This is a genomic window from Pseudomonas putida (genome assembly GCF_002025705.1).
Classification (GTDB): Bacteria; Pseudomonadota; Gammaproteobacteria; order Pseudomonadales; family Pseudomonadaceae; genus Aquipseudomonas; species Aquipseudomonas putida_J.
This window is the reverse complement of record NZ_CP018846.1, coordinates 1195315-1220300: the sequence shown is the minus strand read 5'-3', so window position 1 is coordinate 1220300 and position 24986 is coordinate 1195315. Positions and strand designations below refer to the sequence as shown.

At 63.5% G+C, this 24986-nt stretch carries 26 protein-coding genes and 1 tRNA gene; 14 read left to right on the top strand and 13 right to left on the bottom strand.

The features are described from left to right. The first annotated feature begins 107 nt into the window (after positions 1-107). Positions 108-857 carry a 3-oxoacyl-ACP reductase family protein gene (locus tag BUQ73_RS05635; RefSeq protein WP_079227009.1) on the top strand — a complete coding sequence of 250 codons (750 nt, stop codon included), beginning with the start codon at positions 108-110 and terminating at the stop codon, positions 855-857. Between the two features lie 72 nt (positions 858-929). Here the strand turns inward: BUQ73_RS05635 and BUQ73_RS05630 are convergent, their stop codons facing one another. After that, complete coding sequence (locus tag BUQ73_RS05630; protein WP_079227008.1) at positions 930-1811, bottom strand: LysR family transcriptional regulator; 882 nt, start codon at positions 1809-1811, stop codon at positions 930-932. A 105-nt stretch (positions 1812-1916) separates the two neighbouring features. On the opposite strand from BUQ73_RS05630, the gene BUQ73_RS05625 reads away from it, so the two are divergent. The 3 genes from BUQ73_RS05625 to BUQ73_RS05615 all read left to right on the top strand — a co-directional run bounded on the left by BUQ73_RS05625 (position 1917) and on the right by BUQ73_RS05615 (position 5909). After that, positions 1917-3098 (top strand): MFS transporter, encoded by a 1182-nt coding sequence (locus BUQ73_RS05625; protein ID WP_079227007.1) that lies wholly within the window; start codon positions 1917-1919, stop codon positions 3096-3098. A gap of 119 nt (positions 3099-3217) precedes the next feature. Next, entirely contained in the window at positions 3218-3598 is a 381-nt protein-coding gene (locus BUQ73_RS05620; protein ID WP_060483775.1) for a hypothetical protein, read from the top strand. A 178-nt stretch (positions 3599-3776) separates the two neighbouring features. Further along, positions 3777-5909: a TonB-dependent siderophore receptor gene (locus BUQ73_RS05615; protein WP_079227006.1), complete on the top strand. Its 2133-nt coding sequence runs from the start codon at positions 3777-3779 to the stop codon at positions 5907-5909. Positions 5910-6136: 227 nt separating this feature from the next. On the opposite strand, the gene BUQ73_RS05610 is transcribed toward BUQ73_RS05615, so the two are convergent. Further along, positions 6137-6226: transfer RNA gene (locus BUQ73_RS05610), tRNA-Ser, on the bottom strand. A gap of 290 nt (positions 6227-6516) precedes the next feature. On the opposite strand from BUQ73_RS05610, the gene BUQ73_RS05605 reads away from it, so the two are divergent. From BUQ73_RS05605 to BUQ73_RS05595, 3 genes are all read left to right on the top strand, one after another. Continuing rightward, positions 6517-7206, top strand: coding sequence for a crotonase/enoyl-CoA hydratase family protein (locus tag BUQ73_RS05605; RefSeq protein ID WP_079227005.1), 690 nt, complete (start codon positions 6517-6519; stop codon positions 7204-7206). A gap of 81 nt (positions 7207-7287) precedes the next feature. Then, positions 7288-8007, top strand: coding sequence for a lysophospholipid acyltransferase family protein (locus BUQ73_RS05600; protein ID WP_079227004.1), 720 nt, complete (start codon positions 7288-7290; stop codon positions 8005-8007). Positions 8008-8070: 63 nt separating this feature from the next. Beyond that, positions 8071-9042 carry a magnesium and cobalt transport protein CorA gene (locus BUQ73_RS05595; protein ID WP_079227003.1) on the top strand — a complete coding sequence of 324 codons (972 nt, stop codon included), beginning with the start codon at positions 8071-8073 and terminating at the stop codon, positions 9040-9042. A 119-nt stretch (positions 9043-9161) separates the two neighbouring features. On the opposite strand, the gene BUQ73_RS05590 is transcribed toward BUQ73_RS05595, so the two are convergent. Further along, complete coding sequence (locus tag BUQ73_RS05590) at positions 9162-9896, bottom strand: amidotransferase (RefSeq protein WP_079227002.1); 735 nt, start codon at positions 9894-9896, stop codon at positions 9162-9164. Between the two features lie 479 nt (positions 9897-10375). Here BUQ73_RS05590 and BUQ73_RS05585 point away from each other — a divergent pair, with 479 nt between their 5' ends. Continuing rightward, positions 10376-11176 (top strand): c-type cytochrome, encoded by an 801-nt coding sequence (locus tag BUQ73_RS05585; protein WP_079227001.1) that lies wholly within the window; start codon positions 10376-10378, stop codon positions 11174-11176. A 131-nt stretch (positions 11177-11307) separates the two neighbouring features. Here the strand turns inward: BUQ73_RS05585 and BUQ73_RS05580 are convergent, their stop codons facing one another. From BUQ73_RS05580 to BUQ73_RS05565, 4 genes are all read right to left on the bottom strand, one after another. Further along, complete coding sequence (locus BUQ73_RS05580; RefSeq protein ID WP_027919509.1) at positions 11308-11640, bottom strand: ribonuclease E inhibitor RraB; 333 nt, start codon at positions 11638-11640, stop codon at positions 11308-11310. 174 nt (positions 11641-11814) lie between these two features. Then, on the bottom strand, positions 11815-12051 hold the full coding sequence (locus BUQ73_RS05575; RefSeq protein WP_027919510.1) for a hypothetical protein: 237 nt from the start codon (positions 12049-12051) through the stop codon (positions 11815-11817). Between the two features lie 131 nt (positions 12052-12182). After that, entirely contained in the window at positions 12183-14240 is a 2058-nt protein-coding gene (locus BUQ73_RS05570) for an LTA synthase family protein (RefSeq protein WP_079227000.1), read from the bottom strand. A 143-nt stretch (positions 14241-14383) separates the two neighbouring features. Then, the gene (locus BUQ73_RS05565) at positions 14384-14575 is read right to left on the bottom strand and encodes a PLDc N-terminal domain-containing protein (protein WP_027919512.1); all 192 of its coding nucleotides are present in this window, start codon (positions 14573-14575) and stop codon (positions 14384-14386) included. A 124-nt stretch (positions 14576-14699) separates the two neighbouring features. Here BUQ73_RS05565 and BUQ73_RS05560 point away from each other — a divergent pair, with 124 nt between their 5' ends. Further along, positions 14700-15638 (top strand): ZIP family metal transporter, encoded by a 939-nt coding sequence (locus BUQ73_RS05560; RefSeq protein ID WP_079226999.1) that lies wholly within the window; start codon positions 14700-14702, stop codon positions 15636-15638. A gap of 124 nt (positions 15639-15762) precedes the next feature. On the opposite strand, the gene BUQ73_RS05555 is transcribed toward BUQ73_RS05560, so the two are convergent. Both BUQ73_RS05555 and BUQ73_RS05550 read right to left on the bottom strand, forming a co-directional pair. Continuing rightward, positions 15763-16293, bottom strand: coding sequence for a hypothetical protein (locus BUQ73_RS05555; RefSeq protein WP_060483771.1), 531 nt, complete (start codon positions 16291-16293; stop codon positions 15763-15765). A 59-nt stretch (positions 16294-16352) separates the two neighbouring features. Beyond that, a complete protein-coding gene (locus BUQ73_RS05550; RefSeq protein WP_079230487.1) occupies positions 16353-16877 on the bottom strand; it encodes an ankyrin repeat domain-containing protein in 525 nt (174 codons plus the stop codon). Between the two features lie 267 nt (positions 16878-17144). Between BUQ73_RS05550 and BUQ73_RS05540 the strand changes: the two genes are divergently transcribed. Next, positions 17145-17417, top strand: a complete 273-nt coding sequence (locus BUQ73_RS05540) for a DUF3509 domain-containing protein (RefSeq protein WP_027596016.1) — start codon at positions 17145-17147, stop codon at positions 17415-17417. A 125-nt stretch (positions 17418-17542) separates the two neighbouring features. Here BUQ73_RS05540 and BUQ73_RS05535 read toward each other — a convergent pair whose 3' ends face one another. The 3 genes from BUQ73_RS05535 to aroC form a co-directional block, all read right to left on the bottom strand. Beyond that, entirely contained in the window at positions 17543-18079 is a 537-nt protein-coding gene (locus tag BUQ73_RS05535; protein ID WP_079226997.1) for an oxidase, read from the bottom strand. Continuing rightward, on the bottom strand, positions 18076-19233 hold the full coding sequence (locus tag BUQ73_RS05530; RefSeq protein ID WP_079226996.1) for an MFS transporter: 1158 nt from the start codon (positions 19231-19233) through the stop codon (positions 18076-18078). Before BUQ73_RS05530 ends, BUQ73_RS05535 begins: the two co-directional genes overlap by 4 nt. A gap of 96 nt (positions 19234-19329) precedes the next feature. Next, positions 19330-20421, bottom strand: a complete 1092-nt coding sequence (gene aroC / locus BUQ73_RS05525) for a chorismate synthase (RefSeq protein ID WP_079226995.1) — start codon at positions 20419-20421, stop codon at positions 19330-19332. 235 nt (positions 20422-20656) lie between these two features. Here aroC and BUQ73_RS05520 point away from each other — a divergent pair, with 235 nt between their 5' ends. After that, positions 20657-21619 (top strand): alpha/beta hydrolase, encoded by a 963-nt coding sequence (locus BUQ73_RS05520; protein ID WP_079226994.1) that lies wholly within the window; start codon positions 20657-20659, stop codon positions 21617-21619. Positions 21620-21822: 203 nt separating this feature from the next. Then, positions 21823-22611 carry a hypothetical protein gene (locus BUQ73_RS05515; RefSeq protein ID WP_079226993.1) on the top strand — a complete coding sequence of 263 codons (789 nt, stop codon included), beginning with the start codon at positions 21823-21825 and terminating at the stop codon, positions 22609-22611. A 134-nt stretch (positions 22612-22745) separates the two neighbouring features. On the opposite strand, the gene prmB is transcribed toward BUQ73_RS05515, so the two are convergent. Then, entirely contained in the window at positions 22746-23654 is a 909-nt protein-coding gene (prmB, locus tag BUQ73_RS05510) for a 50S ribosomal protein L3 N(5)-glutamine methyltransferase (RefSeq protein ID WP_079226992.1), read from the bottom strand. Positions 23655-23833: 179 nt separating this feature from the next. Here prmB and BUQ73_RS05505 point away from each other — a divergent pair, with 179 nt between their 5' ends. Together BUQ73_RS05505 and BUQ73_RS05500 are read left to right on the top strand one after the other, a co-directional pair. Then, positions 23834-24424 (top strand): cysteine hydrolase family protein, encoded by a 591-nt coding sequence (locus tag BUQ73_RS05505; protein WP_079226991.1) that lies wholly within the window; start codon positions 23834-23836, stop codon positions 24422-24424. Positions 24425-24512: 88 nt separating this feature from the next. Beyond that, a complete protein-coding gene (locus BUQ73_RS05500; protein WP_079226990.1) occupies positions 24513-24833 on the top strand; it encodes a hypothetical protein in 321 nt (106 codons plus the stop codon). The last annotated feature ends 153 nt before the right edge of the window (positions 24834-24986 follow it).

Genomic DNA, 24986 nt, shown 5'->3' with positions numbered 1-24986 from the left:
CAAAGGTTTACTCTGCTGATAGTGATTGCCATCTTATCAGCGGGTAATCATCGGTCGATACTGCGTCCATCCAAGGCATCCGGCCTTGCTTCCAGCAGGAGATCAGCATGTCCAAGCAACTTACCCTCGAAGGCAAAGTTGCCTTCGTCCAAGGCGGCTCGCGCGGTATCGGTGCGGCCATCGTGCGGCGCCTGGCCCGCGAAGGTGCACATGTAGCCTTCACCTACATCAGCTCGGCCGGCCCGGCCGAAGCGCTGGCCGAAGAGGTCAAGGCAGCCGGCGGCCAAGCCCTGGCCCTGCGCGCCGACAGCGCCGACGCCGCCGCACTGCAACTGGCTGTGGACGATGCGATGAAAGCGTTCGGCCACCTCGATATCCTGGTCAACAACGCCGGCGTGCTGGCTGTGGCGCCACTCGCGGAGTTCGACCTGGCCGACTTCGACCGCACACTCGCGATCAACGTGCGCAGCGTGTTCGTCGCCAGCCAGGCAGCTGCCCGCTACATGGGCCAGGGCGGGCGCATCATCAACATCGGCAGCACCAACGCCGAACGCATGCCGTTCGCCGGCGGTGCCCCCTACGCCATGAGCAAATCGGCCCTGGTCGGCCTGACCAAAGGCATGGCCCGTGACCTGGGCCCGCAGGGCATTACCGTGAACAACGTGCAGCCGGGGCCGGTGGACACCGACATGAACCCGGCCAGTGGCGAGTTCGCCGAGAGCCTGATTCCGCTGATGGCGATCGGGCGCTACGGGCAGGCCGATGAGATTGCCAGCTTCGTCGCCTACCTCGCGGGGCCCGAGGCCGGCTACATCACCGGCGCCAGCCTGACCGCCGATGGTGGTTTTGCCGCCTGACTTCAGCCTGCACCGGCCCCATCGCCGTGGCGACGAACCACTGCGACAGGGCCAGCACAGGCAAGGAAACAATCAGCCGCTGACCGCCAGACTCTGCTCCATGACTTCAAGAAATGCCCGCGCGGCCGGTGTCGGGCTTTTTGCCCACACCGCATACAGGTGCCGCACTGGCGCGTCCACCAAGCGTGCCACCGCCACCCCCTGAAAGCTCTGGCCTATACGCTCCGGCACCAGGCCGATCGCCATGCCCCGCCGCACGAACTTTTCCACCAGTCGAATATGCCCGATCTCGAACTTCACACGCCTTGCCAGCCCCGCAGCCTGAAACGCCTCGTCCGTCTGGCGTCGCGCTCCGGTATCTTCGGGAAAGTCCACCAGCACCTGATCAGCCAGGTCAGCCAACGTCAGTTGCGCCCTGCCCGCCAGCGCATGGGTCAGCGGCAACACCGCCACCAGTTCCTCCCTCGCCAGCAACCGATGCTGCACACCTTGCAATACCTCGCCCTGCCACAAGCCGATGAAACCGACATCCAGCCGACGTTCGCAGACATCGGCAATCAACAGTTCGCTTTTAGCGGTGAGCCAGCGCACATCCACTTCCGGGTAGCGGCCATGGAACACCGCCAGAACATCCACCAGGTCCAGCGCTGTCAGCGAACTGATTTCGCCAATCGACAGCCGCCCACGGACTTGGCCGCAGGCCGCAGCCACGTCATCGCCAATGCGTCTGGCGGCCTCCACTGCAGGCCGGGCACTCAGCACGAACGCCTCGCCAGCAGGCGTCAGGCGCACCCGCCGCGAACTACGCTCGAACAGGCTGACGCCCAACTGCGATTCCAACCTGGCCACTTGGTGGCTGAGTGCCGATTGCACCACGTGGCAACGCTCGGCAGCACGGGTAAAACTGCCGGTGTCAGCCACCGCCAAGGCGTATTCGAGCTGTTTCAGATTCATCGATCTATCTGCTTTCAAGATGGATATGTTGAAAACTATACATTGGCGTCATCCAAGACACTTCCCGATACTTATTGTCACTGACTGCCCGCGACGAGATTACCCATGAAATCCCCATCCCTGAGCCGCACCCTGATCCTGCTGATGGCCACCGCCACCGGCCTGGCCGTGGCCAGCAACTACTACGCCCAACCGCTGCTGCACAGCATCGCCCAACAGTTCGGCCTGAGTACCGCCAGTGCCGGTAGCATCGTCGTCGCCGCGCAACTGAGCTATGGCGCCGGCCTGTTGCTGCTGGCACCACTGGGCGACCTGTTCGAACAGCGCCGGTTGATCGTGGTGATGACAGCCATTTCCACCCTGGGCCTGGTAATCAGCGCCTGCTCGCCGAGCCTGCCCTGGTTGCTGCTCGGCACCGCGCTCACCGGCCTGTTCTCGGTGGTGGCGCAGATCCTCGTGCCGCTGGCCGCCACCCTGAGCGAGCCGCATCAGCGCGGCCGCGCGGTGGGTACGCTGATGAGCGGCTTGCTGCTGGGCATCCTGCTGGCACGCACCGCAGCTGGCTTCATGGCCGAGCTGGGCGGCTGGCGCAGCATCTATGTGCTGGCAGCGGTGCTGATGGCGCTTGCGGCGCTGGCGTTGTACCGCAACCTGCCCGAGCACAACAGCCATGCCGGCTTGAAGTACCCGGCGCTGATCGGCTCGGTGTTCCGCCTGTTCATCGAAGAGCCCGTGCTGCGTCTGCGCTCGCTGCTAGGCCTGCTGGCGTTCAGCCTGTTCGCGCTGTTCTGGACGCCGCTGGCATTTCTGCTGGCGCGCGAGCCCTATCACTACTCCGACGCGGCCATCGGGCTGTTCGGCCTGGCCGGCGCGGCTGGCGCACTGGCGGCCAACTGGGCCGGGCGCCTGGCCGACCGTGGCCAGGGCTCGCTGGGCACCACCGTTGGGCTGGTGGCGCTGTTGTTGTCATGGGTCCCGCTGGGCTTTGCCGAACACTCGCTGATGGCCTTGCTGGCAGGCGTGCTGGTACTGGACCTTGCCGTGCAGCTGGTGCACGTGAGCAACCAGAATGCGGTGATCGCCTTGCGACCTGAAGCACGTACGCGACTGAATGCCGGCTACATCACCTGTTACTTCATAGGCGGTGCGCTAGGCTCGTTGCTGGGCACGCAGCTGTTCCAGCGGCAAGGGTGGATGGGCATCGTGGTGGCAGGCCTGGTGATCGGCACGCTGGCCCTGGTGGTATGGGGCGTGGCGCAGCGCAAAGCCGCCGCGCAACTAGCCTGAGGCCACCATCGAGTGCGACAACCCGGCGCATTACCCTCCGTCGCCTGGCCGTTGACTTGCCCGCCCCGGCGGCGCTCAGTAGGCGCTGGTCAAGGACCTTTCACTGACAGGACGAATCAATGACAAGACTCACGGTGCAATCCGGCGATTTCTTGCAAGGTGAAGGCGAGTTTCGCAATGGATCGCTCACACTCAAGACCCCGCGCAGCCCTTCACCCGGCGAACGCATTTCACTTGCGCGCATCGCTGACCTGCGCCTGGCCAGCCTGGAATCCAGCCGCAGCCTGGGTACTGCGCTCGGCTGGGGCGTGGCCGGGGCACTGGTGGCTGGCCCGGTGGGCTTGCTGGCCGGGCTCTGGCTGGGCGGCAAGGAGGAAGAAGCCACCTTCCTGGCCACCTTCAAGGATGGCCGCAAACTGATGGCCATTACCGACGGCAAGACCTGGTCGAAAATCGACGACACCTGGCGCCAGCATCGCCGCCCGGCACCTGCCGACTGAAGACCCGCAAGACTGGGGCCTGATAAGATAGCGCCCCTTTTTTCTGCCTGTTTCGGCCTTTTCGCGGGCAAGCCCGCTCCCACAGGTCACGCACTGTCTTCGTGGGCAGTGCAGCACCTGCGGGAGCGGGCTTGCCCGCGAAAAGGCCTGCGCAGTACTTGCCTCAAGGACGCCACGCATGCCCCTGCTTCGCCCTCACCTGCCCCTGAGCCTGCTCAGCCTGGGCCTGGCCCTGCACAGCCCGCAAGGCCTGGCCGAGAACAGCCTCGAACTGGCGCCAGTGCAAGTGTCCGATACCTACGGCGATGAGGGCTACCAGGTGCGCGAGGCTTCGGTCGGCGGCTTTCAGCCCGCACCACTGCTCGACACCCCCGCCTCGGTCAGCGTGTTCAACCAGCAACTGCTGGAAGACCGCCAGGTCCGCCTGCTCAGCGAAGTACTGCAAAGCGATGCCTCGGTGGGCGAAAGCTATGCCCCGATCGGCTACTACGAGAACTTCAATGTGCGCGGCTTCGAGCTCAACGCCGCCAGCAGCTATCGCATCAACGGGCAGACTATCGCCGGCGAGCAGAACGTGGCGCTGGAGAACAAGCAGCAGGTCGAGTTGCTCAAGGGCTTATCCGGGCTGCAGAGCGGCGTCTCGGAGCCGGGTGGCTTGATCAACTACGTGACCAAGCGCGCCGCAGACGTACGCAGCGTGACGGTTTCGACCAACGCGCAAGGCGAGCATTATCTTGCCACCGACCTCGGCGGCTGGTTCGGCAGAGAGCGCCAGTTCGGCCTGCGCGCCAACCTGGCCCACGAGGACATCCGCTCCTACGTCGACCATGCCGACGGCAAGCGCGACTTCGCCTCGCTGGCCTTCGACTGGCAGATCAGCCCCGATGCCACATTGCAGCTGGATGCCGAGTACCAGCACCGCGAACAGCGCTCGGTGCCTGGCTACCAGCTGCTGGGCGGCAGCGAACTGCCCCACGGCATCGACCCAGGCGACCGCCTGGCCTATCAGCACTGGGCCAAGCCGGTGCAGAACGACACGCTGAACCTCGGTGGGCGCTTCGAGTACCGCTTCAACGAGGCCTGGACCGGCACCTTGAGTGCGTCGCGCAGCAAGGTGGTGATCGATGACTACAGCGCTTTCGCCTGGGGCTCTAGTGAAGGTGCGTTTTTTGGCAGTAATGGCGACTACGACATCTATGACTTCCGCAGCCCGGACGACACGAGGCGCACAGACGAAGCCCAAGCAATGCTCAGCGGGCATTTTGAAGCGCTCGGTGCAGGACACGACCTGACGTTAGGTGGCAGCGCCCAGCGTCGGACTCTGGATCAACGTCCGAGCTACATGGACTGGATTGGCAAAGGAAATATCTACACGGGTGCCCCGCTTCTGGAGCCATCTGCCAACCCCATAGAATCGAGCGAACGCCGACTGGACAGCCGCCAGTACGGCCTGTTCATCAGCGATCGCATCAGCTTCAACGAGCAATGGCAGACCGTGATTGGCGCACGCGAAGTACGCCTGGATGAGAAGACCTGGGACGAGAACGGCGTTGCCGGGCGACATACCCGGCAATACCAGCTGTTGCCCAATGCCGCGCTGATCTACAAACCACGCCCCGACACCACTGTGTATGCCAGCTACGCCAAGGGGCTGTCGGCTGGCGGCACAGCGCCATGGTATGCCAGCAACGCGGCGGAGATTCTTGCCCCCTCCCTCTCGCACCAGCTGGAACTCGGCATCAAGCGCGACTGGCAGGGCATGAGCTTCAGCGCCGCGCTGTTCCAGATCCGCCAGGCGTACCAGTACGCACGCCCGGAAGGCGACGGCAGTTTCACCTATGTGCAGCAAGGCCAGCAGAAGAACATTGGCCTGGAACTGGGCGCCAGCGGCTGGGCAACCTCGAACCTGCAGCTTCAGGCTAGCGCCGCCGCGATTCGTGCCCGGGTGCAGGGCAGTGACACCGACGCCTATGAAGGCCATCAGGCGATCAACGTGCCGCGCTTGCGTGCGGCCCTGCATGCCGAGTACAGCCTGCCATTGCCCGGCCTGGCATTGCTTGGTGGGGCACGTTACAGCGCCAGCAAGTATGCGAGCCAGGCGGGGAATGTGGAGGTGGGCGGGTATACCGTGTTCGACGTCGGCAGCCGCTATCGCACACGCATTGGCGGCTACAACACGACGCTGCGGCTGACAGTGGATAACGTCTTCGACAAGCGCTACTGGCGCGATGTGGGGGATTACCTGGGTGACAACTACCTGTTCCAGGGGGCGCCGCGCACGGCGCGGTTGTCGGCATCTGTGAACTTTTGAGTCTCAGGGAAGGCGAGACGGCTCTTGTAGGAGCGGCCTTGCCGGGGCGCCGGACCGGTCGGAAAGGGCTGCGGAGCAGCCCCATCACTTCAAGCGTCTGCGCTGAATCCTTGGGGCTGCTTCGCAGCCCTTTCCGACCGGTCCGGCGCCCCGGCAAGGCCGCTCCTACAAAGGCCCAGAATGCAAAAAGCCCCCGAACTTTTCAGCTCGGGGGCTTTCGCAGAATGTGGCGGTGAAGAAGGGATTTGAACCCTTGATACGATTTCTCGTATACACACTTTCCAGGCGTGCTCCTTCGACCACTCGGACACTTCACCGTTTTCTCTTCAAGGCTTTCACCCCGTCGAGGCGCGCTAATTTAGTAGAAGAGCTTTTCTTTGGCAAGCATTTTTTTCAAATTTTTCATGCATTTAAGCCAACCCACTGAAAAACCGAGGTTGCCAGGGCAAAGCTGCCAATCTCGCCAGCGCTTTTTCCCCCTGCCAGCGCCCTACCCTCGCCGTGCAAGGCGTCGCGCCCTGGCGCTGACTGGCCGGTCAGCCTTGCTGCTTTACCTGGCCCGCCGTGCTGGGTAACGTCGTCGCCACGCCACCCAAAGGATTCCGCCATGAGCGAGCTGATTACCTACCACGCCGAAGACGGCATCGCCACCCTGACCCTGAACAACGGCAAGGTCAATGCCATCTCGCCAGACGTCATCGCGGCCTTCAATGCCGCCCTCGACCGCGCCACGCAGGAACGTGCCGTGGTGATCATCACCGGCCAGCCGGGCATCCTCTCCGGCGGTTACGACCTCAAGGTAATGACCTCCGGCCCCAAGGAGGCCGTGGCCCTGGTCACCGCCGGGTCCACCCTGGCGCGCCGCCTGCTGTCGAACCCGTTCCCGGTGATCGTCGCCTGCCCCGGCCATGCCGTGGCCAAAGGCGCCTTCCTGCTGTTGTCGGCGGATTACCGCATCGGCGTCGAAGGCCCCTACAAGATCGGCCTGAACGAAGTGCAGATCGGCATGACCATGCACCACGCCGGCATCGAACTGGCCCGCGACCGCCTGCGTCGCTCGGCCTTCCACCGCTCGGTGATCAATGCCGAAATGTTCGAGCCCAAGGACGCACTGGACGCCGGCTTCCTCGATCAGGTGGTACCGGCCGAGCAGCTGCTTGAAGTCGCCCTAGGCGTTGCCCGAGAGCTGAAGAAGCTGAACATGCTGGCGCACAAGAACACCAAGCTGAAAGTGCGCAAGGGGCTGCTGGATACCCTGGACGAAGCCATTCTGCTCGATCAGGGCCACATGGGCTGACTGCACCGGCTCACACCAGGGTTTGCCCCGGCCAGTGCACAGCCGTACACTGCGCCGCGACTGTCTGGTGTGAGTCGTACCATGCTTTACTCCCTTCGCATGCTCCTGCTGGCGCTGCACTTTTTGCTGGTTGGCGCTGTTGGCTTGCTGATCGGCCTGCTGCGCCCCTTCAACCGCGACAACAGTCGCCTCTTTGCCCGCCTTTACAGCCTGCCGGCCACCTGGCTGATGCGCATCAAGGTCAAGGCTGAAGTCGGCCCCCTGTGGGACCAGCCGCCCGGCTGCGTAATCGTCGCCAATCACCAGTCCAACTTCGACCTGTTCATCCTTGGCCATGTGGTGCCGCAACGCACCGTTGCCATAGGCAAGAAGAGCCTCGGCTGGATTCCACTGTTCGGCCAGCTGTTCTGGCTCGGCGGCAATGTGCTGATCGACCGCAAGAACGCCTACCAGGCGCGCAAGGCCATGCAGACCACCACGCGCATCCTGCGTGACGACACTTCGATCTGGATCTTCCCGGAAGGCACACGCAACCCGGCAGAGCAGCTGCTGGCGTTCAAGAAAGGGGCGTTCCACATGGCCGTCGAAGCCGGCGTGCCCATCGTCCCGGTGTGCGTCAGCCGCTATGCCCGGCGCCTGAGCCTGAACAGTTGGCGGCGGCGTACCGTGATCGTGCGCTCACTGCCACCGATCGCCACCAGCGGCCTCAGCCAGCAGGACGTGCCGGCGCTGATCGAGCAGTGCCGCACCCAGATGCAGCAGTGCATCGACCATATGGAAGGTGAACTCACCCAGCACTAGGTTGCTCTGCGGCCAACTACAGCCCAAGCTGTAACCCGTGTGCAACCGAAAAAGTGGATAACCATGGGTCGAGTCGTGGCATCGGCGGTGTATGCCGCAGGCAGAAAGGTCACCAACATCAGCATCGACGAAGGCAGCGAGTGGGCACGCAAGCCGGGGCACTTCGTGTGGATCGGCCTGGAAGAACCCAATGCCGAGGAACTGGCCAACCTGCAGTGCCAGTTCAACCTGCACGAACTGGCCATCGAGGATGCGCTGGAAAAGCACAGCCGGCCCAAGCTGGAAACCTTCGGTGACGCGCTGTTCATCGTCACCTACTCGCCGGTACGCCACGAAGGCAAGCTGGAGTTCATCGAAACCCACATCTTCGCTGGCAATGGCTACATCATCACCTGCCGCAACGGCCACTCGAAATCCTACGCACTGGTGCGCCAGCGCTGCGAGGCGCGCCCGTTGCTGCTCGAACATGGCGAAGACTTCGTCCTGTACGCCCTGCTCGACTTCGTCACCGAGAACTACCAGCCGGTCAGCGAGGCCATTCATGGCGAAATCGAGGAGCTGGAGCAGAGCGTGCTGAGCAACTCGTTGCAGGAAGAGGACATTCAGCGCCTGCACAGCCTGCGCCGCGACATCCTGCGCCTGCGCCGCTACGTGGCACCGATGGTGGAAGTCAGCGAGGAACTGCAGCGCTTGAGCTTCCCGTTCATCGACAAGAACATGCGCCCGTATTTCCGTGATGTGCAGATCCACGTCACGCGGCAGATGGAGGACCTGGCCGGGATCCGCGACATTGCCAGCCAGACCATCGAGATCGGCATGCTGCTGGAGTCGTCACGGCAGAGCATCGTACAGCGCAAGTTCGCCGCCTGGGCAGCGATCCTGGCCTTCCCCACGGCGATTGCCGGCATCTACGGGATGAACTTCCAGAACATGCCGGAGCTGGGGTGGCACTATGGCTACTTCGGGGTGCTGGGGGTGATCGTGCTGGGATGTACCGGGCTTTATGCCAGCTTCAAGAAATCTGGCTGGCTTTAGATTGCCGGGGGCGCTTTGCGCCCCTATCGCGACACAAGGCCGCTCCTACAGGATATCGTGTGCCCTTGTAGGAGCGGCCTTGTGTCGCGAAAGGGCCGCAAAGCGGCCCCAGCTATTGATCAGGCAGCGCTGTCGCTGGCCTTGGCCGGCTGCTGAATGAAGCGCATCATCCACTCGCCCACCAGGTCGCCCTGGTGCTCGGTGGCCAGGCTGGCAATGGCCTTGTGGTACACCTCGTCACCCAGGTATTCCTGACGCGCATCGAGCAGCGCCCGCGAGTAGTCATGGACGAACTCCGGGTGGCCCTGGAAGCACAGCACCTGATCACGGATGTGGTACGCCGCATTCGGGCAGAAGTCACTGGAGGCAATCACCGTGGCGCCTTCGGGCAGCTCGGTGACCTGGTCCTGGTGGCTGATCAGCAAGGTCAGCTCGGAAACTTCCGGGTCCATCCACGGCGCATGCGCCGCCAGCGAATAGCGGTGAATACCTACGCCCCAGCCTTTGTCGGCGCGCTCGGCCTTGCCACCCAGGGTCAGCGCCAGCAACTGATGACCGAAGCACACACCCAGCAACTTCTCGCCACGCTCGTAGAGTTTGAGCAGGTAGGCCTTGAGCGTCTGGATCCATGGATCGCTGCCGAACGAATCGGCCTTGCTGCCGGTGACCAGATAGGCATCGAAGCGCTCGCCATCGGGCGGGTAATCGCCGTTCATCACGTTGTAGACGCGAAACTCGGCTGCGATCGGCTGACGCGAGAAGAGCTGCTCGAACATCCTTCCGTAGCCCTGGTACTGCGCGGTCAACTCCGGTCGCAGGACATCGGTTTCAAGGATGCAGATGCGTAACGACATAGGGATAGTCCTGAACGACATGGGTGGGAATCTGTTGTAGAGACTGCCGCGAAAGCCACGTACAAGCAAGTAGGCTGCACTGACGAACGGTCACATTTTGTCGGAGAGACGCAGGTGGATACGCGGCTGTCTAGGCAGAGCTTGCCAGCGTTATGGCCACTGGCCTCATAGCCAATGGAATCTGATCCGTTATCCGCTTAGAACAAAGGGTTCTCAATAATGGATAACGCTCGGCCTGCGGGTGGTTTATATCCACATACATGAGGCAAGCAGACCCGACAAGGAAGCCACCGGGTATTCAGGAATAACAACAAGAAGGCGGTCCGCCATGTTCAGACAATCGAAACTTCGCCAAGCCGGGCTTATTCTCTTCGCCACGACTTTGCTGCTGATTCTTCCCAACCTCACGCGGTTGTTCGGCTGACAGCGCCAATGCTTCGCTTGGGTTAATCTTCCGGCTTTATGGTCGGAGATTGCCCATGCGCCATTGCCTTGCCGCGCTAGCCCTGTTGTTGAGCCTGCCGCTATCGGCGGCGCAGTTGCACCTGGAGCTGGGCGACAGCGCCCGGCAGTGGTCCACTGAAGAACTGCTCAAGCACCCTCTGGCTCGCGACATCGATATCGATCAGGACGTTTCCTACAAGCGGCCCATGCACTATCGCGCCGTGCCTTTGGCAGCGCTGCTGGAAGGGGTCAAGGCCGATGACCATCTGCAGGCAGTGGCGCTGGATGGCTTTGCCGCCGAAATGCCGGCCGGGCCGTTGCTGCAGGAAGGCCCGGCACGCGCCTGGCTGGCCGTCGAAGACCCAGCCAGGCCGTGGCCGGCGCTGGGCAACGACAAACCCAGCGCAGGGCCGTTCTACCTGGTCTGGAGCAACCCGCAGGCAAGCGGCATCCGCCCCGAGCAATGGCCCTTCCAGGTCGCCACGATCCGACGCCTGGCGCCGATCGAACAGCGCTTTCCGGCGCTGCTGCCCGACCCCAGGCTGCCGGCCAATAGCCCGGTGCGCCAGGGCTTTGCCCTGTTCCAGCAGAATTGCCTGGCCTGCCATCGGCTCAATGGCGCAGGGGATGCGCAGTTCGGGCCAGACTTGAACGTGCCGCACAACCCGACCGAGTATTTCCGGCCTGAATACCTGCGCAAGTACATTCGAGACCCGCAAAGCTTGCGGCAATGGCCGCAGGCGCGGATGCCGGGGTTTGCAGAGAGTGTGCTGAGTGAACAGGAGCTGGATGAGCTGCTGGCTTATCTGGGGCATATGGCAGGGCGCAAGCTTTGAGATTGTTGGGGCTGCTGCGCAGCCCATCGCAGGCAAGCCAGTTCCCACAGGGTCATTGCAAGCCCTGAATACTGTAGAGATCCTGTGGGAACTGGCTTGCCCGCAATGGGCCGCAGAGCGGCCCCAGAAACTCAGGCAATCGGCCTTTCCTGCTTGACGCCCCACCCTTCGACTTCGCCGCCATAGGGTGACACGACCTGCTCGAAAGCCTCCTCGAAGTCACCGATCCCACCGTAGGTGGCATACATGACCTTGCTCAGTTCCAGGTGCCACGCGCCATCGTCCCGTTCACGCACCTGAGCATTCAACGATTCGCCACGAAACTGCCCGGCAGCCCTTCGCGCGCCGGCTTCATCTGGAAATACCGCGTAGAACTCGATGGGGTGGATGCGGGTGAAGTCGAAACCGCCAGCTTTCATCTGGCGTAGGACATTACTGCTGATATCGTCGTTCAGGCTGCTCATGAATCGTCCTCCCGAATAATGCGATGGATAGACTTTCCGTGCACTACGCACCTGCCGGCACTGCCAGCAGATCGAGCTGATGCAAGACGCGAATTGAATGGGTGCAAGCCCGCAGAAAAGGCCAGCACCTCCCACCAGCGTAGTGCCTGCGCAGGCACCACGCCAACCTGTGATTCAGGGCGCTTCGTGGATGCTGGTGATGATCACGCCGTTCTGCTCCTTGAGCCAGCGTGCAGTAGGGGATGGGGCGCGGTCCTGGAAGTCGTTGAGGTCCAGCTCATCCATGACCGGAAACAGGTGCGAACGAATGGCACGGGCCGCCTCTTCCTCGCTGGGGCACTGTTCACCGTGCAGCAGCAAAGTGGTTGGCTCGCCTTTCTGGTCGGCAAAGATGACTTCCCACTCTTTCATTGAATTGCCCTCAGTCAAAGAAGACCCAGTGAGTGACACCTGTAGATGCAGACCTTGGACCTGGGGATTCGTTCCTGCAACAGAAAGGGCCGCAATGCGGCCCTTTCTGTCTGGTGCTGGCTGTTTACTGGTTACTTCTTGGGCGTGCCGTGAACGACACCAGCCGTGTTTTCCAGCAAGCTCTTGGTCGCCGTCTGGATGAAGGCTTCGAGCTGCTGCAGCATCTGCGGCTGCTCAGGGCTTTCGATCAGCTCGGCCTTGAACTCGCTGCCCAGCTGGTAGCGGTACATGCGCGGGCTCATGTCCTTGGACTCGATGAGCAAGTGATCGCCCTTGACCAGGCCGACGATCTGCTCGCTGCCCGACGGTTTGATCATGCCCATGCCCGGGTCGCCCTCAGGCAGGTTGAGCAGGTCGCGGCCCCAGCATTGGTGACGGGTCTCGCCGCCCAGGCGGCCCATGATGGTCGGCACGATGTCTACCTGGGTACCCACGGTGTGGCTGACTGCACCGAACTTCTCCTGGATGCCCGGGGCAATCAGCAGCAGCGGCACGTTGAAGCGGCCCAGGTCCAGCTCGGTGACCTGCTGCTGGTTGCCGAAGCCGTGGTCGCCGACGATGACGAACAGAGTGTCCTTGAAGTACGGCTCTTTACGCGCCTTCTCGAAGAACTGCCCCAGCGCCCAGTCGGAGTAGCGCATGGCGGTCAGGTGCTCGTCCAGGCGGCCCTGGCCAGTGACTTTCTCGACCGGCAGGTTGGCAGGCAACGCGTACGGGGTGTGGTTGGACAGGGTCTGCAGCAGCGCGTAGATCGGCTTCTTGCCATCGTGCTTGGCCAGTTCCTCGTTGCCGCGGTCGAACATGTCCTGGTCGGACACGCCCCAGGTCGGGTCGGAGAACACCGGGTTGACGAAGTCGTTACGGCCGATGAAGGTGGTCATGCCCTGGTTGCCGAAGAACCCGGACTGGTTGTCCCAGGCGAAATCGCCGTTGTAGACATAGACGTCGTCGTAGTCGCGGGCACTGAGCAGCGCTGGCAGGCCAGACAGCTTGTGGCCGCCTTCAGGGGTCTGCATCAGGTATTCAAAGCCTGGCAGGTTGGGGAAGCAGGCCATGGTGGCGAACATGCCCTGGTGGGTATGGGTGCCATTGGAGAAGAAGCGGTCGAACAGCAGGCCTTCTTTGGCCAGCTTGTCGAAGTACGGGGTGATGTTGTTCGGGCTGCCCAGAGCGCCTACCGAGTGGCCGGCGAAGCTTTCCATGAGGATCACCACGACGTTCTTGATCGGCAGGGTGCGGTCGGCCGGCGGCACGAAGTCGCGACGCACGGCAGCCTCGTCGGCATCGACCAGGGTATCGTTGGCGGTCAGCAACTGCTTGCGCACGGTCTCGGTGGCCAGTTCCTGTTTCAGCACCGGCTTCCAGATATTGGCGCGGTCTTCGCCGAAGCGGCTCTTGGCGGCGTCGATCAGGGTCAGGGTGCCGTTCAGGCCCAACTGGTTGACGAAGTTGGAATCGGTGGTGAAGGCATCACCCCAACGCATCGGCGGCCCTTGGCGCAGGGTGCCGCGGGCGGCGACCACGGCTACCAGCAGGATCACCATGAACACCGCCAGGCGGTTGTACCACGGCGCCACGCGCTGCTCGCCGGTACCGCGGGTCAGGCGGTCGATGCCCTTGAACAGCAGGCTCAACAGCCAGGTGCCGAAGGCCCAGGCCAGCAGGTAGCGGACCACCGGGAAGCCGTACCAGAGCATGCTCAGCACGGTCTTCGGGTCTTCCTTGATGTACTGGAAGACCAGGCCGTTGAGGCGCTGGTGGAATTCGCGGTAGAAGTCCATCTCCATCAGGCCGAGGAACATCACCACGCTCGAGGCGAGGGTCAGCCAGAAGCGGAACAGCCCGCGCCGGGCCATGAGCCAGGGGCTCAGCATCGCCAGCAGCAGAGGAATGCTCAGGTACACCACCACCCGCAGGTCGAAGCGCAAACCGTTGAAGAAGCCTTCTGCGACGGTCGAATAAGGGGTGTCGCCGATCATGTCGCTGTTGTAGACCAGCAGCGCCAGGCGCACCAGGCTGAGCATCAACATGATCACCAGGCCGCTGAGCAGCGTGTAGGCCAGGTGCGATTTCAAGGTCGGCGTGAAAGCTCGCGCGCCCTGTTGCTTCAAGGCATCCGTGTTAGCCATGAATGGGAAGGTCCTAGGATTGCGGTTTGCGGAGATGGCGATGGGGGTGGCCCAACGCAGCATTATGCGGGTGCGAATTCTGTTTAAACCAATGTGAAAATTTTGTCACGACTCTGTTGCTGATTTTGTCTGGGACGCGGCTTTCATATACGGACATTGCCCCGCGGCCCGGCAATCGCCCAGATCACCAGGCCGATCACCGGCAGCAGGGCAATCAGCAGAATCCACAGTACCTTGATCCCCACTTCGCTACCGCTCTTGATCACGTTGAGGATCGCCCAGATGTCCAGGGCAAGGATGATCAGGCCGACCAGGCCATTGAAAGTAGAGCCCATTGCCACGTTCTCCTTGAAAGGCTGTTGCTGAGCATAGTCCTCTATCAAGGCCATAGAAGGGAATCCTTGGCCTGCCACGCGGGTCACTGGATAGACTGCAACCATTCATGGATACGAGGTTCACATGCCCCCCGCCCACAGCCAAAGCGCCACTTCACCCTCCCTGCTGAGCGCCTGGCGCCAGCAGGCGCTCAACACGCCATGGCTCAGCGCGGGCCTGGCCGTGAGCTTGTTGGCGGTCATCGTGCTGCTGGCGGCCAGCTTCTGGAACGCCATCAACGGCGACCATGCCGACAACCTGCACCTGGCTGCGCTCGGCGGGCTTTCCGGTTTTGCCGCTACCGCCCTGGGTGCGGTGCTGGCCGTGGTACTGCGCGATGTCAGCGCGCGCAGCCAGGATGTGATGCTCGGCTTTGCCGCCGGCATGATGCTGGCTGCCAGTTCGTTTTCGCTGATTTTGCCGGGCCTGGATGCTGCCCGCGCGATCACTGGCAATGGCCCGGCGGCAGCGTTCACCGTGGTGCTGGGCATGGGCCTGGGCGTGCTGCTGATGCTCGGCCTCGACCGCTTCACCCCGCACGAGCATGAAAGCACCGGCCCTTGCGGCCCGGAGGCCGAGCGTATCAACCGGGTATGGCTGTTCGTGCTGGCGATCACCTTGCACAACCTGCCCGAGGGCATGGCAATCGGGGTGAGCTTTGCCAACGGCGACATGAACATCGGCCTGCCGCTGACCAGCGCCATTGCCATCCAGGACATCCCCGAGGGCCTGGCCGTAGCCCTGGCCTTGCGTGCGACCGGGCTGTCGAACCTGAAAGCTGCGCTGGTGGCGATTGGTTCGGGGCTGATGGAACCCTTGGGCGCGGTGATCGGCCTGGGCATTTCCACCGGGTTTGCCCTGGCCTACCCGATCAGCATGGGGCTGGCGGCAGGGGCGATGATCTTCGTGGTGTCCCACGAGGTGATCCCCGAGACCCACCGTAACGGGCACCAGACATCGGCGACCCTGGGGTTGATGGGTGGGTTTGCGGTGATGATGTTTCTCGACACCGCGCTGGGCTAGGAACAATCGTTAGCCTGTACTGGCCTCTTCGCGGGTGAACCCGCTCCCACAGGGACCGCACTCTATTCGAGAGGGTGGAGATCCTGTGGGAGCGGGCTTGCCCACGAAAAAGCAAACTGTGCTGTCAGATGTGAACCGCGACCTTCAGTGCCTCAAGCGCCGGCTCCACCTTGATCCCGAGCTCTGCCCCCAGCTCCAGCACCCGCGCCAGGTCGTGCTGGCCAACCATCACCATCTGCAGTTCGTCATCGAGCAGCTGGCTGAAGTTGAGCAGCACATAGCCACCGGCTTCCTTGTTCAATGCGCCCATCTGCACCTGGATGCGGTTGAGCGCGGTCAGTGGCTCGGTGCGCGCCAGCTGCTTGGGCTTGAGGGTGAACGGCACGCTCTGGTCGAACGAATCGCTGATGTGCTGGAACAGCTCCTGATAGCTATCGGCCTGGAACACCACGGTGTCTGGCAGGCTGCCGAGCACCACCCATTCCCCCAACGGGATCGGGAAGCTGTCGTCGTAATTGATATCGGGGTTGGCGGCCAGGAAGGCGGCGGAGTCGGCGTAGGCCTGGGCGGCCTCGTCGGCGATGCGCTCGATTTCCTCATCGCGCATGCAGCCGGCGCCGATAAGGCTGATGAATTCGAGCAACTGGTTTTTCATGGCGGGGGCCTGCGACGGGTGAAAAGTCGCCAAGGATAGCCGCAAATGCCCCCGGGCGGTTAGCCGACCAGCGCTTGCAGGCGCGCAGCGGCGTCCACCGCGCCCATGGTCTGCGCAGCCATCAGCGCCGTGGCGCCGCGGGCATCCTGGCGCGCTGGGTCAGCGCCCTGGGCCAGCAGGAAGTCGAGAATCTCGCCGCGGTTGAACATCGCCGCCAGCATCAACGCGGTACGCCCGTCCTGCGCGGCGGCATCCACCGGAACGCCGCTGTCCAGCAACAGGCGGATCATCGCAAGGTCCCCTTTGAATGCCGCACCAGCGATTGGCAGCTGGCCATTGTCGTTGGCGATCAGCGGGTCGGCACCGTTGGCCAGCAGCACGCGTACCGCTTCATGCTGGCCGTGGTAGCTGGCCAGCATCAGCAAGGTGTCGCCCTTGTGATTGCGCAGGTTGGCCGGCAGGCCGCTGGCCAGCAGACGCCCAAGCATCTCGGCGTCGCCTTGGCGGGCACGCTCGAAGACCTGCTCGGCAAAGGCGGCGGTCTCATCATCGGTCATGGCGGTAGCGGTGGGTTGAGCGGACATCAGGAACCTCCTGGCATAAATGATTGCCCAAGTCTTTGTCAGGCATGCCAGTTCGGTCAAAGGTTCAGATTCTATAGGGTCGATAGGCAACGCCTGAGCCGTGCAAAATGCACTGTGCAAAATGCACGACCATGCAGCCTGCACGATGCCGCTTCTGAAAAGTCTTGATAACACCCTGTATTTACTGGGTTTTCCCGCCAAGTGCGTTCTGGCACGGTCACTGCAACGATCAACTCACGTCTGCCCACACAACAGTCAGGAGTTGATATGGACCTCATCCAGGAAAAATTCGTCTCGGTGTTCTCGGCCTACCAGGTTGCCACCCAGCCCCGCCCTGACGGTGGCGTATTGCTGACGCTGCGCGCTGCCGACGGCAAGGTTACCCGACGCGTGCTGACCTACGGCCAACTGCACAGTGCCGAGCAGCTGTCCTGGGCGATCAGTGCCATTCGCCGTGACCTGGCCGAGCAGGCCAGTGAGCTGCCGGTGATTTCCATGCTGCAGAGTCAGCAGCGGTTTGCGCTGCCGACCTACCGCTGAGGTTTGTCTGTACCGGCCTTTCGCGGATAGATCCGCTCCTGCAATCAGGTACTGCATTGCCCTTAGGGATGGCGGGGTACCCGTTTGCGGGAGCGGATTTATCCGCGATGAGGCCGGGTCAGACACTAAAGCTCGTCGATCCCAGGAAACGCCCGAGCGGTCGCATCACCGGTAAACCGCGGCTCGACACCCTGCTCGCTGCCAAACAGGCGCAACGCCAGGCAGAACGGATTGTCCCCCAGCTCCACCCAGCGCCGCGTCCCTGCAGGCACCACCAGTTGATCCCCCTTCTCGCACAGCACCGCGTACACGTACTCGCCCAGGCGCAAGCCGACTTGCGCGCGGCCGGTTGCCACGGCGAACACTTCTTCGCTGTCGTGCACATGTTCATCACGCACATCGACTTGCATCGGGTCGAGGCCATCACGGTTGAGCAGCGTGAACGCCACACTGCCCTGGGCCGTCATCAGCTGGTCGAGGTGCTCACGGCAGGCGTCGAGCACTTCAGCCTGGCTGCTGCCCGGGCGCACACGCAGCGCCAGCGGGCTGTGGCTGAAGCGCACGCCCTGCTCGGCCAGGGTCGCGGCGATGTCATCGTGGTGGGTCAGCACCTTGTTCGGCAGGTCCGGGCTGGATGGGTGGAAAACACAGAGGATGCTCATCGGCTGCTGGTCCTGATCGATTTAGAACGAGTGGCAATGATAACGGCTGCGGCCAACGCTGCGGCGCTGGCCATACCAAAGGTGAAGGTCGGCCCCAGCAGTTTCCAGCTGTAGCCCGAATACAAGGCGCCCAGTGCACCGCCGGTACCCGACAGAGCCGCATACAGCGCCTGGCCCTGGCCTTGCTGGCGGGCGCCGAAGCTGGCCTGGACGAAGGCGATGGAGGCGGCATGGAAGCAACCAAACGTGGCCGCATGCAGCAATTGGGCGAAGATCAGCACGGCCGGTTCATCCGCCAGGTTGCCCAGCAGCAGCCAGCGCAGCGCCGCCAGCAGGAAGCTGACCAGCAGCACCCGCTGCACGCTGAAGCGTGCAAACAGGCGGCTCATGACCATGAACATCAGCACTTCGGCGACCACCCCCAGCGCCCACAGCAAGCCGATGGCACCGCGGCTGTAGCCCAGGTGTTCCAGGTGCAGGGTGAGGAAGGTGTAGTACGGGCCGTGGCTGAGCTGCATCAACGCCACACAGATGTAGAAGGCAATCACCCCCGGCGCGGAGAGCTGGCGCAGGAAGCCGCCTGCTTCACGGCGCTCGCCCTGCTCTACCGGCTGGGCGTTTGGTACCCACAGGCTGGCGGCAACGATGCCGGCCATGATGGTCACCAGCGCCACCGGGTAGATGTCCAGGCTCAGCCACTCGAACAGCCGCCCCAGGCCGACCACGGTGAGGATGAAGCCGATCGAGCCCCACAGGCGCACCTGGCTGTAGCGCGACGTCTGCCCATGCAGGTGGGCCAGGGTAATGACTTCGAACTGCGGCAGCACCGCGTGCCAGAAGAACGCGTGCAGGGCCATGACCAACGCCAGCCAGGCGTAGCTCTTGCCGAAGAAGATCAGCGAGAAGGTGGCCAGGGTCGACAAGGCGCCCAGGCGCACGATCAGCAGGCGCTGGCCGCTGCGGTCTCCAAGCCAGCCCCACAGGTTGGGGGCGATGCAGCGCATCAGCATGGGGATGGCCACCAGTTCGCCGATGCGTGCCGGGGAAAAGCCCAGGTGGTCGAAGTACAAGGCCAGGAACGGCGCGGTGGAGCCCAGCAGGGCGAAGTAGAACAGGTAGAAGCTGGACAGGCGCCAGTAGGGAATCGGGGACATGGGGTGGGCCTTGTGGTATGCCTGTGCCGGCGCTGTCGCCTGTAGGAGCGGCCTTGCCGGGGCGCTCCTACAACCGACAGGGCCGCTACTGGCGAATCAGAGCTGGCCCAGCACCGGGGTGTTGACCTTCACCTCGGCATTCTGCGCACGGTGGCGCAGCAGGTGGTCCATCAGCACGATGGCCATCATCGCTTCGGCGATCGGCGTGGCGCGGATGCCTACGCACGGGTCATGGCGACCCTTGGTGATGACGTCGACCGGGTTGCCATCGACGTCGATCGAACGGCCCGGAGTGGTGATACTGGAAGTCGGCTTCAGTGCCAGGTGGGCGACGATCGGCTGGCCCGAGCTGATGCCGCCGAGGATGCCGCCGGCATTGTTGCTGAGGAAGCCTTGTGGGGTCAGCTCGTCACGGTGCTCGGTGCCACGCTGGGCAACGCTGGCGAAACCGGCGCCGATTTCCACGCCCTTGACCGCGTTGATGCTCATCAGCGCATGGGCCAGTTCCGCGTCGAGGCGGTCGAAGATCGGCTCGCCCAGGCCGGGCATCACGCCTTCGGCGACCACGGTGATCTTGGCGCCGACCGAATCCTGGTCACGGCGCAGCTGGTCCATGTAAGCCTCGAGTTCTGGCACCTTGCTCGGGTCGGGGCTGAAGAAGGCGTTCTGCTCTACCGAGTCCCAGCTCTTGAACGGGATTTCGATCGGGCCCAGCTGGCTCATGTAGCCACGCACCTGGATACCCTGGGTGGCCAGGTATTTCTTGGCGATGGCACCGGCAGCCACGCGCATGGCAGTTTCGCGGGCCGAACTGCGGCCGCCACCACGGTAGTCGCGGACACCGTATTTGTGGTGATAGGTGTAGTCGGCGTGGGCCGGGCGGAACAGGTCCTTGATCGCCGAGTAGTCCTTGGACTTCTGGTCGGTGTTGCGGATCAGCAGGCCGATCGAGCAGCCCGTGGTACGGCCTTCGAACACCCCGGAGAGGATCTCCACTTCGTCGGCTTCCTGGCGCTGGGTGGTGTGCCGGCTGGTGCCAGGCTTGCGCCGGTCGAGGTCGTGCTGCAGGTCGGCGAGGGAGATTTCCAGGCCAGGTGGGCACCCATCGACAATGGCGACCAACGCCGGGCCATGGCTTTCGCCTGCGGTGGTGACAGTGAACAGCTTGCCGTAGGTATTGCCGGACATGGACGCTCCGCGAAATCTGCCTGAGATGAACGAAAGCGGGCAGTATACAGATGCTTTGGTTGCCTGTGCTGGCCTCTTCGTGGGTGAACCCGCTCCCACAGGGGCCGCGCCAAGCCTGCAGGAGCGGGTTCATCGAAGCGTCGAACCGCCCCGAACAGGCCAGACCTGCCGTATACAGCCATCGAACCTTCCCGCAAACATTGGGTCAAACCGTCATCTCTCCATGTAGTACCGCATGATGTCGCGCTTCGTCGCCTTTTTCCTTCTGCTGTGCACGGGCCTGGCCCAGGCCGCCGCACCCACCGTGCTGCAACGCCCCATCGACCTTGACACCGGCCAGGGTGTGCTGCACGGCAGCCTGCTGCTGCCGCAACAGGCCACACCGCCGCCAGTGGTGTTGATCATCGCGGGCTCCGGCCCGACCGATCGCGACGGCAACAACCCGGCCTCAGGGCGCATCGACAACCTCAAGCGCCTGGCGCTGGTACTGGCCAACGAGCACATCGCCAGCGTGCGCTACGACAAGCGCGGAGTGGCCGCCAGCCAGCCGGCCACTCCCGATGAGCGCGACCTGAGCGTGCAACGCTACGTCGACGACGTGGTGGCCTGGAGCCGCAAGCTCAAGGCCGACCCCCGCTTCGGTCCGCTGATCCTGGTCGGCCACAGCGAAGGTGCGCTGATCGCCAGCCTGGCCGCAGAACGCGCTGGCGCCAGCGCAGTGATCACCCTGGCCGGCATGGGCCGGCCACTGGCGGACGTACTGCGCGAGCAACTGGCACAGCGCATGCCACCGGCACAGATGGCCCAAGGCAGTGCCTTGCTCGACCGCCTGCAAGCGGGGCAGACCAGCCTGGACGTGCCGGCCCCCTTGCGCCAGGTGTTTCGCCCCAGCGTGCAGCCCTACCTGATCACCCTGCTCCAGCAAGACCCGGCGCAGGCCTTCGCCCGGTTGCCGATGCCGGCGCTGATCGTGCAGGGCCGCAACGACGTTCAGGTCGACGTGGCCGACGCCGAACGCCTCAAAGCGGCCAAGCCGGATGCCCAGTTGGTGTTGATCGACGGCATGAACCACATGCTGCGCATCAGCCCCAAGGACATGCACCTGCAGCGTGACAGCTACCTCAACCCGGAGTTGCCACTGGCAAGGGAACTCGGCGAGCGGGTGGTCAGCTTCATTCACCAACTGCCATCAGCCTGACCCTCAAACATCGGCAAAACCTGCCGATAACGCGGTATTGGTGTTGATTGCGGCCGCTTTACGGCCCATCGCCGACAAGCGCGGCTCCCACAGGGTGCGTACAGGATCCAGGCCTGTGCAGACCCTGTGGGAGCCGCGCTTGCCGGCGATGGGCTGCAAAGCAGCCCCGGTCAGTGCAAGCCCGTATCCGAGGAAACACCCTGATGACCGATGCCCCTGCCGCCGTAGAGCCAGCCGAAGAGCCGCACGCCACGGAACCCGCCGCCCTGCCCTGGGCCGACCTTGCTGTCGAACACTTCCAGCTGCTGCGCCTGGCGCCCTTGCCCACCGACCGCAACAGTGGTGCACGGCCATTGCGCTTCGTCGAGTTCGCCTATGCCGAGCGCCATGACAAGGCCCACAGCCTGCTGCGCATGGAAATCCGTCTGCCCGGGCAGAAAGTGCGCAAAGAGCAGAACCAGCTGGATGTGCGGGTGGATCACGCCGAGCGCCTGGTGACCCTTGGCAGCGACAGCGGCCTGCAACTGGAGCCGCTCAATCGTGGCATCGGCCGCTTCATGCTGGGCCAGGCCGTGCAGTGGCTGCAGCGGCGCTGGTCGAACTACCGGGTCGAAGGCATGGCCCTGCCGAACAAGGATGCGCTGAACGAAGACACCCGCCTGCGCCGCGACCGCTTCATCACCGCAACCGGCCTGGAAGTGGAATACGCCGACCCGCAGCACCTCAAGGGCCGTACGCTCGACACCACGGTAAGCCAGCTCAAGGGCGGCTGGAATACCGAAAAGGTGCAGCAAGTGAGCATGCTCGATGCCGCAGGCATGCTGCAGCAGGCCGAGCAGAACCTGCTGGAAAAAGAGGGCCAGTTGCGCGAGCGTGATGAGCGGGTGGCCAAGTATCGGCGTGAAGACAGCGGGTTGCGCTTTACCATCACCTGCCTGGTGGCGTTTGCCGTGTTCCAGGCCGGGCTGCTGATCTGGATCGCTACCCGGTAAACAACCGGGGCCGCGTTGCGGCCCTTTCCGACCGGTCCGGCGCCCCGGCAAGGCCGCTCCTACAGGGCACGCGCACATCTGTAGGAGCGGCCTTGTGCCGCGAAAGGCTGCGAAGCAGCCCCAGCGGGCCTACGTCAGACGCGAGCCTTGAACAGTTCCTGATGCTGACGGCACTGCTCGGCGGTGAGCATGAATACGCCATGCCCACCACGCTCGAACTCCAGCCAGGCGAAGTCCACCTCCGGGTACAGCGCCTCGACGTGCACCTGGCTGTTGCCAACCTCCACGATCAGCAGCCCCTTTTCGGTCAAGTGATCAGCCGCCTCGGCCAGCATCCGCCGCACCAGGTCCAGGCCATCGTTGCCGCAGGCCAGGCCCATTTCCGGCTCGTGGTGATACTCAGCCGGCATGTCACCGAAGTCCTCGGCATCGACATACGGCGGGTTGGACAGGATCAGGTCGAAACGCTGCCCCGGCAGGCCGGCGAAGCCGTCACCCTGCACAGTGAACACGCGCTCGTCGAGGCCGTGGCGCTCGATGTTCTGGTTGGCCACTTCCAGCGCGTCGAACGACAGGTCGGCCAGCACCACTTCGGCTTCGGGGAACACTTCGGCAGCCACGATGCCAATGCAGCCAGAGCCGGTGCACAGGTCGAGGATACGGGCCGGCTCCGCCGCCAGCCACGGCTCGAAACGTTTTTCGATCAGCTCGCCAATCGGCGAACGGGGCACCAGCACGCGCTCATCGACGATGAACGACATGCCGCAGAACCAGGCCTCACCCAGCAGGTAGGCGGTCGGTACGCGATCTTCGATGCGGCGCTTGAGCAGGTGCTGCAGGCGTACCCGCTCGTCGTCCTCAAGCTGGCAGTCCAGGTAGCTATCGGCGATTTCCCACGGCAGGTGTACCGCGCCCAGCACCAGCAGGCGGGCTTCGTCCCAGGCATTGTCGGCACCGTGGCCGAAGAACAGCTCGTGCTCATGGAAGCGGCTGACCGCCCAGCGGATATGGTCGCGCAACGTGCGCAGACGAGATGTGATCACGGGGTACTCCTATTCAGACCGTACAAAAGTCTAACAGCCCAACCCGCACAATTGTTCCTCGCGATGCCCCGATGGCAGGCCACAGGCCAGTAATCACGCTGCTTGCGATGTCAACCATTCCCATTGGCGCCAAGGCAAGGGAGAATAGGTATACAAAAGCCCTACCCAAGGAGCCCTTGATGTCCGTTCCAACCACGATGTTCCGCCTCACTGGCCGCGATTATCCGCCGGCCAAGCTGAGCCAAGCCAGCCTGATCATCATCGATGCGCAGAAGGAATACCTGAGCGGTCCTCTGCAACTGTCGGGCATGGACGAGGCCGTGGCCAACATCGCCCGGTTGCTCGACGCCGCCCGCAAGGCCGGCCGTCCGATCATCCACGTTCGCCACCTCGGTACCGTTGGCGGGCGCTTCGACCCGCAGGGCCCGGCCGGCCAGTTCATCCCGGGCCTGGAGCCGCGCGAAGGTGAATTCATCATCGAAAAGCGCATGCCCAACGCCTTCAAGAACACCAAGCTGCACGACACCCTGCAGGAGCTGGGGCACCTGGACCTGATCGTGTGCGGTTTCATGAGCCACTCCAGCGTCAGCACAACCGTGCGCCGCGCCAAGGACTATGGTTATCGTTGCACCCTGGTGGAAGACGCCTCGGCAACACGCGACCTGGCGCTCAAGGATCAGGTGATCCCCGCCGCGCAGATCCACGCGTGCGAAATGGCCGTGATGGCCGACAACTTCGCCTGTGTCGCCCCTACCGCCAGCCTGATCTGAGCTGACGATACGATGACCGCCCGGCAGCCGGGCGGAACCCGAGGGCCGCGCCCAGGTCGAATTCCGGATGTCCACAGAGGAAACTGGAATGAAGCTCAAAGGCAGTTTCGACGCCAAGCGTCTGCGCCCGCGGGAACCGCGTAACTGGGGTGCGCGCATTGCCGCCGGCCTGTCGGCCCTGATCGCCACCCTCGGCGTGTTGCTGGCCATGGCCGGCATCGCCGGGCTGCTCGGCAACTACACCGCCCTGGCCGAACTCAATGCCAACCGCCCGCTGGCCAGTATCCTGGCTGTGGTCGGGCTGTTGCTGCTGTATTTTGGCGTGCGCTTCTGGCGGCGCAGCCGCATTCGCCTGCGCCGCGGGCGCGAACTGAACCTGTCGCCGCACCTGATGAAAAAGCACGATTAGTGGTTTGTGCCACTGGCCTCTTCGCGGGTGACCCGCTCCCACAAGTACAGCGCAACATTCAAGCTTTGCACCGGCCCTGTGGGAGCGGGTTTATCGTGACGTCGAACCGCCGCGAAGAGGCCGGTACTGACGACACAAGGCTGATCGCGTAAA